The organism is Streptomyces sp. RP5T, from assembly GCF_003933965.1.
GTDB lineage: Bacteria > Actinomycetota > Actinomycetes > Streptomycetales > Streptomycetaceae > Streptomyces.
In genome coordinates this window covers 1-12,426 of sequence record NZ_RSAJ01000237.1, presented here as the reverse complement: position 1 = coordinate 12,426, position 12,426 = coordinate 1, and the positions used below count along the sequence as shown (strand labels likewise).

Annotated in this window: 12 protein-coding genes and 1 pseudogene; 6 read left to right on the top strand and 7 right to left on the bottom strand. The window is 72.3% G+C overall.

The annotated features are described in order from the left end of the window. Positions 1 to 373 (top strand): annotated as a pseudogene (locus tag EHS43_RS23670) (hypothetical protein); the annotation flags it as partial. Positions 374 to 376: 3 nt separating this feature from the next. Here the strand turns inward: EHS43_RS23670 and EHS43_RS23665 are convergent. After that, on the bottom strand, positions 377 to 838 hold the full coding sequence (locus EHS43_RS23665) for a DUF1877 domain-containing protein (protein ID WP_125192781.1): 462 nt from the start codon (positions 836 to 838) through the stop codon (positions 377 to 379). A 188-nt stretch (positions 839 to 1,026) separates the two neighbouring features. Here EHS43_RS23665 and EHS43_RS23660 point away from each other — a divergent pair, with 188 nt between their 5' ends. Further along, positions 1,027 to 1,452: a hypothetical protein gene (locus EHS43_RS23660; protein ID WP_125192782.1), complete on the top strand. Its 426-nt coding sequence runs from the start codon at positions 1,027 to 1,029 to the stop codon at positions 1,450 to 1,452. A 93-nt stretch (positions 1,453 to 1,545) separates the two neighbouring features. On the opposite strand, the gene EHS43_RS23655 is transcribed toward EHS43_RS23660, so the two are convergent. After that, positions 1,546 to 3,672 carry an N-acetylmuramoyl-L-alanine amidase gene (locus tag EHS43_RS23655; protein ID WP_185806371.1) on the bottom strand — a complete coding sequence of 709 codons (2,127 nt, stop codon included), beginning with the start codon at positions 3,670 to 3,672 and terminating at the stop codon, positions 1,546 to 1,548. A 288-nt stretch (positions 3,673 to 3,960) separates the two neighbouring features. Here EHS43_RS23655 and EHS43_RS23650 point away from each other — a divergent pair, with 288 nt between their 5' ends. Both EHS43_RS23650 and EHS43_RS23645 read left to right on the top strand, forming a co-directional pair. Continuing rightward, complete coding sequence (locus EHS43_RS23650; RefSeq protein WP_125192779.1) at positions 3,961 to 4,581, top strand: RNA polymerase sigma factor; 621 nt, start codon at positions 3,961 to 3,963, stop codon at positions 4,579 to 4,581. Positions 4,582 to 4,617: 36 nt separating this feature from the next. Beyond that, positions 4,618 to 5,436, top strand: coding sequence for a hypothetical protein (locus EHS43_RS23645; RefSeq protein WP_260470674.1), 819 nt, complete (start codon positions 4,618 to 4,620; stop codon positions 5,434 to 5,436). A gap of 16 nt (positions 5,437 to 5,452) precedes the next feature. Here the strand turns inward: EHS43_RS23645 and EHS43_RS23640 are convergent, their stop codons facing one another. From EHS43_RS23640 to EHS43_RS23630, 3 genes are all read right to left on the bottom strand, one after another. Then, positions 5,453 to 6,514, bottom strand: a complete 1,062-nt coding sequence (locus EHS43_RS23640; protein WP_260470673.1) for a hypothetical protein — start codon at positions 6,512 to 6,514, stop codon at positions 5,453 to 5,455. Continuing rightward, positions 6,514 to 7,176: an RNA polymerase sigma factor gene (locus EHS43_RS23635; protein WP_125192777.1), complete on the bottom strand. Its 663-nt coding sequence runs from the start codon at positions 7,174 to 7,176 to the stop codon at positions 6,514 to 6,516. The genes EHS43_RS23640 and EHS43_RS23635 overlap by 1 nt, the downstream gene beginning before the upstream one ends. A gap of 662 nt (positions 7,177 to 7,838) precedes the next feature. After that, on the bottom strand, positions 7,839 to 8,651 hold the full coding sequence (locus tag EHS43_RS23630) for a L,D-transpeptidase family protein (RefSeq protein WP_185806370.1): 813 nt from the start codon (positions 8,649 to 8,651) through the stop codon (positions 7,839 to 7,841). Positions 8,652 to 8,772: 121 nt separating this feature from the next. On the opposite strand from EHS43_RS23630, the gene EHS43_RS23625 reads away from it, so the two are divergent. Then, positions 8,773 to 10,353: a methylmalonyl-CoA mutase gene (locus EHS43_RS23625; RefSeq protein WP_125192775.1), complete on the top strand. Its 1,581-nt coding sequence runs from the start codon at positions 8,773 to 8,775 to the stop codon at positions 10,351 to 10,353. Positions 10,354 to 10,388: 35 nt separating this feature from the next. Next, positions 10,389 to 10,790, top strand: a complete 402-nt coding sequence (locus EHS43_RS23620; protein WP_125192774.1) for a cobalamin B12-binding domain-containing protein — start codon at positions 10,389 to 10,391, stop codon at positions 10,788 to 10,790. 78 nt (positions 10,791 to 10,868) lie between these two features. On the opposite strand, the gene EHS43_RS23615 is transcribed toward EHS43_RS23620, so the two are convergent. Together EHS43_RS23615 and EHS43_RS23610 are read right to left on the bottom strand one after the other, a co-directional pair. Further along, entirely contained in the window at positions 10,869 to 11,132 is a 264-nt protein-coding gene (locus tag EHS43_RS23615) for a hypothetical protein (protein WP_125192773.1), read from the bottom strand. A 172-nt stretch (positions 11,133 to 11,304) separates the two neighbouring features. After that, complete coding sequence (locus EHS43_RS23610) at positions 11,305 to 12,342, bottom strand: rod shape-determining protein (protein ID WP_125192772.1); 1,038 nt, start codon at positions 12,340 to 12,342, stop codon at positions 11,305 to 11,307. Positions 12,343 to 12,426: the final 84 nt, after the last annotated feature.

Genomic DNA, 12,426 nt, shown 5'->3' with positions numbered 1-12,426 from the left:
GTTCGGGGGGAGCGGCTCGGATCCTGAGGACGAGGCCGTGCTGCTGGCCCGCCGCATGCTCGCCGCCGCGCCGGCCGAACGGTCCGCCGCCGGGGTGCGGGTGTGGGCCGACGCCTGCTCGGTCGCCGCGCTTCAGATCCACCGGCTGCTCGACCCCCTGAAGGACGCCGGCGACTCGGTCGACGCCCGCCGCGAGGGCCGTACGGAGGGCATGTCGCCCCTCGTCGCCGCCGAACTGCGCCGCCAGATCACCGTCCTCGAACTCCTCGCCGGCCACGGGACGGCAGGTCTGCGCCCGGCTCTGGAGGTCTCGACGGAGGGCCGCCGGGTCCTGCGCGCGGTGGTGTCCCGCAGGAGCCGGCAGCGGGGGTGAGGCTCACTGGATGAGCCACTTGACCACCGCGTCCCCGTACTGCGCCGTCTGCCCGTAGAACGCCGTCAGGTCCCGGTGCGCCGCCGCGAACACACCCCGCGCCTCCCGTTCCGCGGCCGCCCCGCCGTGTCTCGGCAGCAGTTCCCCGCGGGCGACCCGCCACAGGGCCTCGAAGTCGGCCGACCCCAGGTACGACGAGACGCGGTGCGCCCGGGCCGCCGTCAGCAGCAGGAAGGGCGGTTTGTCGTGGTCGCCCGGGTAGACCGGGAGGCCGCCCAGGACCACCTCGGCGCCCGCGTACAGGAGTTCGTGGTCCAGGTAGGACTTGTCCAGCACCTCCTCCCGGTGCCGTCCGATGCGTTCGCGTACGGCGTCCCAGTCGTCCTCGAACAGCCGTTGCATCCAGTTCGCGCTGTTGCGCAGGGCCGAGGGCGGCACCGCGCGGAGATGGAAGTAGTCGCTCATCGAAGACAGGAGCGCACGGGAGGAGGGAATCGTCACTCCGGCGTCAACCGCGCTGCCGAGAGGGTCCTGTGACCGTCCGGGGAGGGTTGCGATGAAGGTGCGTCGGTCCTGCACCGGTCCCGCCGAGGTCCCCCGACCCGGGTGACGAAACACTCCGCCGAAACGCTCTCCCCCTTGTGACGACTGATGTGACGGCTCATGCAACTGCCCCTGCGACGGCCGATGCGACCACCCGCCACGGCCGCCCGGCCGCCGCGGCCAGACCCGTGCGGTGGGCCGCCGACGCCGTGTCGGCCCTGCGCGAGGGGGCCCGCGTCCGGCTCGACTACTCGGCGCAGAGCCTGTGGCGGGTCGACCGGCTGATCGAGGAGATACGGCGGGAGGGAGCGCCCTACGCGGCCCTGGAGACCACTCTGCGCGGACTCGGCGCCTACGCCGGTGAGGTCGTCGTCCGCCAGACCGGCGCCGAGTGGTGGACGAGCGGGGGCGAGCACTGGATCCGTACGCCCGACGGACGGCTGTGGGACCCGGTGGACGAGGCCCGCCGCTGCTTCGCCGGGGACGGCTCGCTGCGACTGCTGTGCCGCGACGCGACGGGCGGCGTGCGGCACTGACCGCGCGAGTCCCGGTGAACGCGGAACGGGCGCCCGCTCCCCGAAGTGCGGGGAAGCGGACGCCCGATGCGGTGGATCCGGGTCCTTCGCGGACTACTTGACGTAGACCAGGCCGTCCGTCGTGATGGTCGGGCGGCCGCTGGTGCCGACCACCACGATCTTCACCGTGTGCTTGGCGCTGCTGGACCAGGACTTGGTCCAGATCGCCTGGCGGTAGGCGGTGGTCGAGGACTTCAGGTCCACCGTCGCCACCTTGGTGCCGTCCACGTACACGTACGCCTGCCCGGAGGTGGACGCCCGCGAGACCACCCACGCGGCCGACCGGCCGGTGAACGTCCAGGTCAGGCTCGCGCCCTTGGAACCGCTGGAGTACGACTTCCCGCCCAGGTAGCTCGTGGACGAACGGCTCGTCCAGCTGCCGGACTTCGTGGCCGAGGTCTCCTGGAGGATCATCGGCGTGTACGAGGGCGACGAGGTGCGGGTGTTGCCCGCGACGTCGTACGCCTTCATCGACCAGGTGCTCGCGGTACCGGACTTGGCGGTACGGCTGGAGCTGGTGGTGGTCGGCCCGAAGGTGGCCGTCGTCGGGGACAGCAGGCTCACCGACTTCAGCGCCTGGGAGTCGACGGCCTTCCAGCCGAGGGCGACCGGGACGGCCGTGGTGTTGACCGTGCCGGTGCGCAGGGTGATCTTCGGGGTGGTGGAGAAGGTCGGCGCGGTGGTGTCGGTGACGACGGTCAGCGCGGTGGTCGTCGAGGCCGAGTCGGTCCTGCCGGACTGGTGCACGGCCCGTACGGCGACCTTGTGGCTGCCCGCCGTCAGGGTCGTGCTCGCCGAGGTGGCCGTACCGGCGGCCGTGGCGACGACATTGCCGTCGACCAGCAGCTCGAACTTCGAGATCAGCGAAGCCGGCGTGGTGGCCGACCACTTGGCCGTGATCGCGCCCTTGGTCCAGTACGTCGAACCGGACAGGGTCGCGCCGGTCAGCGAGGTGAGCTTCAGGCCCTGCACCGGGCCTGCCGCCCAGGCGCGGATGGTCGGGAGCTGACCGTAGAGCGAGGTGCCCGGGCACTCGGTGGCGTAGCCGTCGCGGTGGCCGGAGATCCGGTTGAAGGTGTAGGACTCACCGGCGGTGAAGCTGGTGCCGGCGAGGTTCTTCTGGGTCGCGCCCGCCTTCAGCTGGACCGTCGAGTCGGGGGCGACGCCGTACTGGCCGAGCTTCCAGGCCGCGATCCTCGCGACCGAGGTGAGGGCGGCGTTCGAGGCGCCCGCCGCGGTGTACTCGCCGATGACCGCGATGCCGGTGGACTCACGGTTCCACCCGTAGGTGTGGGCGCCCAGGACCGGCTGGTCGACGCCGCCCTTGCGGCCCTCGAAGATCGTGCCGCACTTGTCGACCAGGAAGTTGTAGCCGAGGTCGTTCCAGCCGTTGCCGTTGGGGGCCGGTGCGGTGTGGTACGCGTAGACGGCCCGCACGATCGACGCCGATTCGGCGCAGGTGTAGTCGTTCGACCCGGCCGTGTGATGGACGAAGACGGCCTTCACGTCCGCGTTGTACTCCGACGGGTCCGGGCTCAGCGACTCGTCGGCGCCCCAGTCGGCGCGCGAGACGATCGGCGGCTCGGGAACCGTGGACGCCGGGGCGCTGGGCGTGGGGCTGGACGTGGTGGCCGTGGGGCTCGGGGTCACGTCCTCCGCCCAGGCCGCCGGCTCTGTCGGGGCGTCAGCCGCTTCGGCGGCGGTCACGCCCGGGTCGACCAGGTTGACCCTGAGACCCGAGGGCAGTCCGGCGCTGGTGGTGCCGTCCTCGTGGACGACCTGTACCTCGACACCGTCCGAAGGGCCCACCCACAGCGGTTCGGACGCGCCGCGTGCACCGGCCCGCTCGTCGGCGTCCTCCACCGGGTCCGCGTCCGTCTCCAGGTCCTGCCAGGACGTCCACGCGCCGGTGTCGACGCCCCGGGTGCGTACCTGCGCCTTGCCGTCGAGCCGCTTGGTCGCCCCCGTCCAGGAGATACCGAGCAGCGAGAACTGCTTGGTCTCGGTGCGCGGCAGTTCGCGCTCACCGGTCTCGGGAGCCTTCAACGCGAGGTTGTAGACCTTCACCGGTCGCTCCAGGTCCCCCGCGGTGTCGGCCGACGGACTGGCGACGGCGTAGGTCGCGATGCCGCCGCCCCCCAGAACCACCGCACCGAGCGTCAGCCACGCCCGCCGCTTCATGCTGAGCGGTCTGTACGCACGGCTTTGACGACGACTCACTACCCCACCCCTGATTTGGTCACAGACCTTGAATTCGGTCACAGAAAAACCACCTGTCCCACAGGTGGCACTTACACAGCGTACGAACACTGCCAGGTGTCACAGGTGTTCGAAGCCAGGTGCCCGGGATGTCCCGCCCGCTGTGACACTTCTGTGAGGCCCGGCGCTGTTGACCGTGGGGGACATGGGCAAGGGCGACCGTGCCGGACGGTGCGGTATCGCCACGAACCGGTACGGACGGGAAAGTTCTTGGGTCAGGGAGGGGAAAAACCCCGCCGCGTGCAGGCGTACGACGGGGAACTGGGCGCGGCCGTCGCGCGGGCCCAGGAGGGCGACGAGGCCGCCTTCGCGGTCGCCTACCGGTTGGTGCAGCCCGGACTGCTCGGGTATCTGCGCGGGCTGGTCGGGGAGGACGCGGAGGACGTGGCGTCGGACGCCTGGCTGGAGATCGCCCGGGACCTGGGCCGGTTCCGGGGGGACGGACCGGGCTTCCGCGGCTGGACCGCGACCATCGCCCGGCACCGGGCGCTGGACCATCTGCGCCGGCAGAAGGTGCGGCCCCGGTCGGCGGCGCTGGAGCAGGACATGCTGGACCTGCCCGGCCCGTACAGCACCCCCGACCAGGCGCTGGAGTCCCTCTCCACCGAGTACGCCCTGGACCTGGTCCGGGGGCTGCCGCGGGACCAGGCGGAGGCGGTGCTGCTGCGGGTGGTGGTCGGGCTGGACGGCCCCGCCGCCGCCCGCGTTCTCGGCAAGCGGCCCGGCGCGGTGCGCACCGCCGCGTACCGGGGACTGAAACGGCTGGCGCAGCAACTGGGCGTCGCGAGTGTGACGGATGACGGCCCCCGGACGCTGGGGGAGTCGACATGACAGGTGAGGACCACGTCGGACAGGGACGGACACGGCATGGGTGACGAGCGGAGCGGCGACGCCCCCGGCCGCCGGCGTGCGCGCCCGGAGGAGACCGTGCGCGGCCGGAAGCGGTCGTACGGCCATGAGTCCGCGTACGACGACAGCGCGCTGGAAGCGACACTCGCCGCGGCCATCCGCGGGGGGAAGTCCGGGGCCGAGGCGGAGCGGCAGGCGGTGGCCGCCTTCCGGGCGGCGCGGGACGCCGGGGCGCACCGGGCGCGGACCCGGCGGCGGGACGACTGGCGGCCCCGCGCGCCGCGCCGGACGCGTTCCCTGAAGGCGACGCTGTGCGTGCTGCTGGGAAGCCTCACCCTCGGCGGGGTCGCCTACGCGGCGATCGGCTCGGTGGGCGGCGGCCCGGACCAGGGCGCGCCGGGCGGCAGGGAGGTCCGCCCGAGCGTCTCGGCGGGCACGTCGGCCGAGTCGCCCACGGGCGCGCGGCCGTCCGCGTCCGCCCCCGCCGCGCGCCCGTCCACCGCCGAGGACACCCTGGCGCACTGCCGTGCGTACGAGAAGCTCCAGGGCCGGGGCGGGGCGCTGGACGCCACGGCGTTCCAGCGGCTCGTGACGGCGGCCGGCGGCGCGGCGAACGTGAGCGCTTACTGCACCGCGCTGACGGACGCGGCCGACGCGAAGGGCGCGGCGGGCGGGAACGGCGCCGGCAACGCGAACGGCGCCGGCAACGCGAACGGCGGGGGGAACGCGAACGGCGGCGGCAACGCCGACGACGCGGGCGGCACACGGTCGGGCAGTCAGCAGGACAGGACGAGCGGCCGGTCGAACGCGGAGGAGAACAAGTCCAGGAAGCCGTGACCCGGCACGGCCGTGGTCACAGTGCGCTGTACGACGGGCTCGGGGCTGGGTCCGGTGACATCGTTTCCCGGGACGAGGCGAGCGGGGCGGCCGAGCTGACGTCTCCGTCGGGGGCGTGGTGGTTCCTGCCGGGAGACGTGAACTGCTTGCCGTGGCCACCGCTCCCGCCGCGGCCGCCGTTCCCGCCCCGGCCGTGCCCGCCGCCCTTGTCGTGGTCCTCGTGGTCGCCGGAGTCCTCGCCCTTGCCGTCGCCCTTGTGGTCGTCGGGGGCGGACCTGGTGTCGCCGCTCTGCGGGTCGGCGCCGCCCAGGACGCCCTTGCAGTACTTCCACACCTGCGCGGAGCCGCCCGCCGCGCCTTCCAGGGCATGCTTGCGGGCCGGGTCGAGCTTCTTGCCCGCGCGCACGTCCCGGCAGGCCGAGGCGGCGCCGTTCCAGCCGTCGCGGGGCCGTACGCCCAGTCCTTCGGAGCCCTTTCCGGGTGTCGCGCCGGTGCCGCCGCGTGCCGTGTCCCGGGAGCCGGACCCGCCGGAGGGGGATCCGCCGGGCGAGGGCGCGGTCTGCGGGGCCGGGGTCGACGGCGAGACGCGCGGACGGTCCGGAGTGACGGCCGCCGACACCGAGGCCGCGGGTTCCGGTTCGCCGTCCCCGACGTGCGGCAGCACTCCGAATCCGGCCGCGACGGCCACCCCGCCCACCATCCCGACCGTGAGCACGGCGGCCAGCGCGAGGTGTGCGGGACGCCGCCTGCGGGGACGCCCGGCCGCCGTCTCCGGGGCACCGATGCGCACCAGACCGGCGTCGGCGGGACCGGCTCCGGACCGGTGCCGGTTCCCGGCGGACGGGCTCGCCCCGTCGTCCGCACGCTCCGCGCGCACCTTGCGGAACGCGGCCAGCGCGGCCTCCTCACCGGGGAGTCCGCCGCTGGTCGGAGCGGGTTCGACGGTCAGCGAGTCCAGCGTCTTCGCCAGTCGCTCGGCCTGGTCGCGGGCGGCCTCGTCGACAGCTTCCAGTGACTCGCCGCGCAGCAGCCGCTCCGCTGTCTCGAGGTCCAGCCACCTGTAGCTCTCGTCGGCCATCACATGTCCTTCTGCGTCCGCGGACGCATATGCGTCACAGTCGCGGACGTCACAGCACTGTCCTGCGGTTCTCGCTGTGGCGGCAGGGCGTCGAGCCCGCCGGCCGATTCCGGATCGTCGCCGAGGAGCTCGGCGAGCCGTTTCAGGCCCCGGTGCGCGGCCGTCCGTACCGCGCCGGGCCGCTTGCCGAGGGTCTGGGCGGCGGTCTTGGCGTCGAGGCCGACGACCACCCGCAGCACCACGGCCTCGGCCTGGTCCTGGGGCAGCCGGGCGATGAGGGAGAGCGTGGTGTCGGTGGCCAGCGCCTCGATGGCCTCGCCCGCGGTGTCCGACTCGGCGGGCTTGCCGGTCAGCTCGGTCTCGTCACCGCCGATGGCGGGGCGGCGGCCGCGCATACGGATGTGGTCGAGGGCGCGGTTGCGGGCTATCCGGGCGGCCCAGCCGCGGAACCGGTCCGCGTCCCCCTCGAAACGGTCCAGGTCACGGGCTATCTGGAGCCAGGCCTCGGAGGCCACGTCCTCGGCATCCGGATCACCGACCAGCGTCCGGACGTATCCGAGCAGCCGCGGGTGCACCGCGCGGTACACAGTCCGGAACGCGGTCTCGTTCCCGTCCTGTGCCGCAAGCACCGCGGCAGTCAACTCCGCGTCGTCCCCCAGCACCCGTGAATCCTCAATACGTGGTCGCGATCGATGGTCGCCGCTTCGAGCCGTCGAGGTGTTGTGGTGATCTTCCGCGAGTCGCCTTGATCATTCAACTTCCGCGCCCGGCGCGAAAGGCACGTTACGACCTGAAACCGCTGCCCGTCCATGTCTGTACAAAACGCGAGGATCTCGTGATCCGTGGGAGCGGCCGGGCGGGGTGTGACAGAAACCGCACTCTTGACGCTGAAGGAAGTACGGGCCGCCGCGCGGCCCGTGCCGCGCGACGGCCGGGGCCTCTCCTGTGGGGGGTGGCGGCCCCGGCCGTCTCCGCGGTCCCGCGTCCTGGCCGCGATGATGCGCGGATTCCGCGGCCCACACGACCCACGCGTGACCAACGTTCCGCGTTCCGCCCATGGCCGGCGAGCTTCAGCAGGGACCTTGGCCGTTGTCTCGGATCACCCAGCTGACCTGCGATTTTCTCACCCGCCGCGATGCTCGTCGCGGTGGGTGTGACGTTTTCGGGGGCCGGGGCGCAGTACTGAGTGAGCCGACTGGTCATCGGCCCTCGCACAGAGCCGGGGTTCCCCCCGTACCTACGGCTCGTGCACCTGGCGCGGGCGGGACACGTTCCCCCGGTCCCGTCCGCGCCCCTGACTCTTCCTCGCGGAGCCTCGCGGAACTCACCAGTGGACGACGACCTTGTCGCCGGTCCTCACCTGGGCGAACAGGTCCGCGATCGCCGCCTCGTCGCGGACGTTGACGCAGCCGTGCGAGCCGCCCGCGTACCCGTGGGCGGCGAAGTCGGCCGAGTAGTGCACCGCCTGGCCGCCGCTGAAGAACATGGCGTACGGCATCGGGGAGTCGTAGAGCGTCGACACATGGTGCCGTGACTTCCAGTAGACGCTGAACACACCCTCACGAGTCGGGGTGCCCACCGAGCCGAAGCGGACCGACACCGTCATGACCGTCCGGCCGTCGATCATCCAGCGCAGGGTCCGGCTGTTCTTGCTGATGCACAGCACCCGCCCGGTCAGACAGCGCGCGTCGGGTGCGTCGGCCGGCTGGCCGCCCATCAGATACAGCTCCCACTTGCCCGGCTCGTGCGTCATGGCCTTCAGCCGCTTCCAGGTGACCGTGTCGGTCTTCCCGGTCCTCGGCAGCCCGCGCTTGCCCTGGAACCCCTTCACCGCGCGCTCGGTGAGATCGTCGTACGACCCCGTCGGCCCGTCGTAGAGCCACGCCACCTGACGCAGCCGGGCCTGCACCTCCCGTACGTCCCGCCCGGTGTCGCCCCGCGACCACAGCACGGTGGGCGCGGCCGCCCGGGTGGACGGGGCCACGCTCGGCTTCGGGTCGTCGTCCGCGGGCGGGGTGCTGTGGTCCGGGACCTCGATCCGCACCGGGAGACGCCGCTTGCCGTCCCTGTCGGCGGTCTGCACCGTACAGGCGCAGGCCATCGCCAGGACCAGCAGCGCGGCGAACGATCTCCCCATGCCCGTACTACGCATCCGGACCCCCTGTCGTCTCACCGGCATCCCCAGATGTCTCCCCCCGGACGGCCGCTTGCGAACGACCCGGCGGCGCTTCGCCCGGGACCGCAATACGGTGGTGGGCATGACGCGTGAGTCGGAGTCCGGACTGCCCATCGAACCCGTCTACGGCCCCGAGGCCCTCCAGGGCTGGGACCCGGAGGAGAAGCTCGGCGAGCCGGGCGGGTACCCGTTCACGCGGGGCGTGTACCCGTCGATGTACACGGGCCGCCCCTGGACCATGCGCCAGTACGCGGGTTTCGGTACGGCGTCGGAGTCCAATGCCCGTTACAAGCAGTTGATCGCGAACGGCACGACGGGTCTGTCGGTGGCGTTCGATCTGCCCACCCAGATGGGTCACGACTCGGACGCGCCGGTCGCGCACGGTGAGGTCGGCAAGGTGGGGGTGGCGGTCGACTCGATCGATGACATGCGGGTGCTGTTCGGGGGGATTCCGCTGGACCAGGTGTCCACGTCGATGACGATCAACGCGCCGGCCGCGGTGCTGCTCCTGCTGTATCAACTGGTGGCGGAGGAGCAGGGGGTGGGTGCCGAGCGGCTGACGGGGACGATCCAGAACGATGTGCTGAAGGAGTACATCGCGCGGGGTACGTACATCTTCCCGCCCAAGCCCTCGCTGCGGCTGACGGCGGACATCTTCAAGTACTGCCGGGCCGAGGTCCCCAGGTGGAACACGATCTCGATCTCGGGCTATCACATGGCGGAGGCGGGTGCCTCGCCCGCGCAGGAGATCGCCTTCACCCTCGCGGACGGTATCGAGTACGTGCGGACGGCGGTCGCGGCCGGTATGGACGTGGACGACTTCGCGCCGCGGCTGTCGTTCTTCTTCGTGGCGCGGACGACGATTTTGGAGGAGGTCGCGAAGTTCCGTGCGGCCCGGCGTGTGTGGGCGCGGGTGATGCGGGAGGAGTTCGGCGCGAAGAACCCCAAGTCGCTGATGCTGCGTTTCCACACGCAGACGGCCGGCGTGCAGCTGACGGCCCAGCAGCCGGAGGTGAACCTGGTCCGGGTCGCGGTCCAGGGTCTGGCGGCGGTGCTCGGCGGTACGCAGTCGTTGCACACCAATTCCTTCGACGAGGCGATCGCGCTGCCCACCGACAAGTCGGCGCGGCTTGCCCTGCGCACGCAGCAGGTGCTGGCCTACGAGAGTGATGTGACGGCGACGGTGGACCCGTTCGCGGGCTCGTACGTGATCGAGCGGATGACCGACGACGTGGAGGCGGCGGCGCTGGATCTGATGCGGAAGGTGGAGGATCTCGGCGGTGCGGTGGCGGCCATCGAGCACGGTTTCCAGAAGAACGAGATCGAGCGCAACGCCTATCGCATCGCTCAGGAGACCGACTCCGGTGAGCGGGTGGTGGTGGGTGTCAACCGTTTCCAGCTCGATGCGGAGGAGCCGTACGAGCCCCTCCGCGTCGACCCCGCCATCGAGGCCCAACAGGCCGAACGACTCTGCAAGTTGCGGGCCTGGCGGGAGCAGACCCAGGTCGACACCGCGCTGGAGCAGCTGAAGAAGGCGGCCGAGGGGGAGGACAACATCCTCTACCCGATGAAGGACGCGCTCAGCGCCCGGGCCACGGTCGGAGAGGTCTGCAACGCCCTGCGCGAGGTGTGGGGCACCTACGTCCCCACCGACGCGCTCTGACGCGCCCCCGAGCGCGCTTCGAGAGAGGAACGGAAGTGAGCCAGCTACGTCTCGTCGTGGCCAAACCCGGGCTGGACGGCCATGACCGGGGTGCCAAGGTCATCGCCCGCGCCCTGCGCGACACGGGAGTCGAAGTCGTCTACACGGGACTGCATCAGACGCCCCGTCAGATCGTCGACACCGCCCTTCAGGAAGACGCCGACGGCATCGGGCTGTCCGTCCTGTCCGGGGCGCACATGACGCTCTTCGCCGAGGTGCTGCGGCTGCTCCGGGAGGAGGACGCGGCGGACATCCCGGTGTTCGGCGGCGGGATCATCCCCGCGGGCGACATCCCCGAACTGCTCGCGCTCGGCGTGGCGGCCGTCTTCACCCCGGGGACACCGACCAAGGAGATCACCGACTGGGTGCACACCCGCCTGGGCCGGGCGACGGTCTGACACCGAACCGCACGCAGACCCTCGCCTCCGACGCGCCCCGGCGACATCCCGCCGAAGTACGCCGGTCTCCCTGGTCCGCTACCCAGAGCGTCTCGCCGCCGGGATCATCCCCCGCTCCGCCGCCATCTGCAGCACGGTGTGGGCGGTCGTCTCCGCCGGTTCGACCGGTCCGGTCGACATCTCGTGCAGCGTGACCTCGCAGCCGAAGCGCATCCGGGCAGGCGCGCCGCCGCCGAGGTGTCTGCGCATCTCCGCCCGCACGCCCGGCAGGACCGGGGCCGGGATGCGGCGGTGCCCCGTCACACCGATGCGGGTGACGGAGGTGAGAGCCGGTGCGGTCACGGCGGAAGAGGTTACGGCCTGCCGGGTCGTCGCTAGTCCGCTCGTCACGTGAGAGCCTCCCACAGCCGTCGGAACCTCCACCGTCGCGCCCTCGGCGGGGAGCACGCAGGGGGCGCACCGGCTCACGCCGGGCCGCGAGGTCTGACGGGGCCTCATGGGGCCCGACGGGCTTTCACGGGGCCAGCGGGTCCAGCGACAGCGGCTCGATGCGGCCCTCCAGCATGTACCCCAGTCCCTGTACGGCACAGACGTCCGGCCGCTCGGCGATGTGCACCGGCATCCCGGTGGCCTGCCGCAGCATCTGGTCCAGCCCCGGCAGCAGCGCGGAGCCGCCGACCATCATGATCCCGCGGTCGGCGAGGTCGGCCACGAGGTCGGGCGGGCAGTTGCGCAGCACCCGGCCGATGCCGTCCAGCACGGCCGTCAGCGGCGTCTCGATCGCGTCCCGTACGGCCGCGGTGTCGACCTGCACCGAGCGGGCGAGACCGGTGGCGACGTCCCGGCCGTGGATCTCGGTGGAGGCGGGCCCCTGCGAGGTCAGGCCGTTGCCGGACAGGGCCAGCTGCAGCGGCCGCACGGACTGGCTGGGCAGCATCAGCTCGTGCTCGTGACGCAGGTGCTGGACGATCGCGTGGTCGACGGCCTCGCCGCCGACCGGGATGCGCTCGGCGGTCACGATCGACCCGAGGGAGAGCACGGCGACCTGGGTGGCGGCGGCTCCGCACACCATGATCATGGTGGCCTCGGGGCGCTCGACGGGAAGTCCGCAGCCCACGGCGGCGGCGATGAGGGTGTCCACGAGCTCCACGCGCCGCGCCCCGAGCCCGACAAGGGTCTCGATCGCGGCGCGCTGGGCCAGCGGGTCGGCGTCGTGCGGGGTGCAGGCGGCGGCCCGCAGCCGGGGCTTGCGGCGCAGGTTCCGGCGGATCTTGTCGCCGAGCAGGTGGCGCAGCATGCGCTGGGCCATCTCGATGTCGACGACGGTGCCACCGGAGACGGGCCGCACGACACGGATGTAGTCGGGGGTGCGGCCCGTCATCTTCTCGGCGAACTCGCCGACCGCGATCAGCGCGCCGGTGCGGGTGTTCACGGCGGCGGCCGACGGCTGGTCGACGACGAGCCCGGACCCCTTCACGTACACCCGCGTCCGCGCCGCGCCCAGGTCGACGGCGAAGTGGCAGCGGCGCAGCTGCTCCAGACTGGCGGTCATGGCAGGTCCTCCCGAGAGCACAGACCGTGGGCCCCACCGGGTGGCGGGGCTTAGTGGCATCGTGCGGGGGACAGGGAGGAGGCG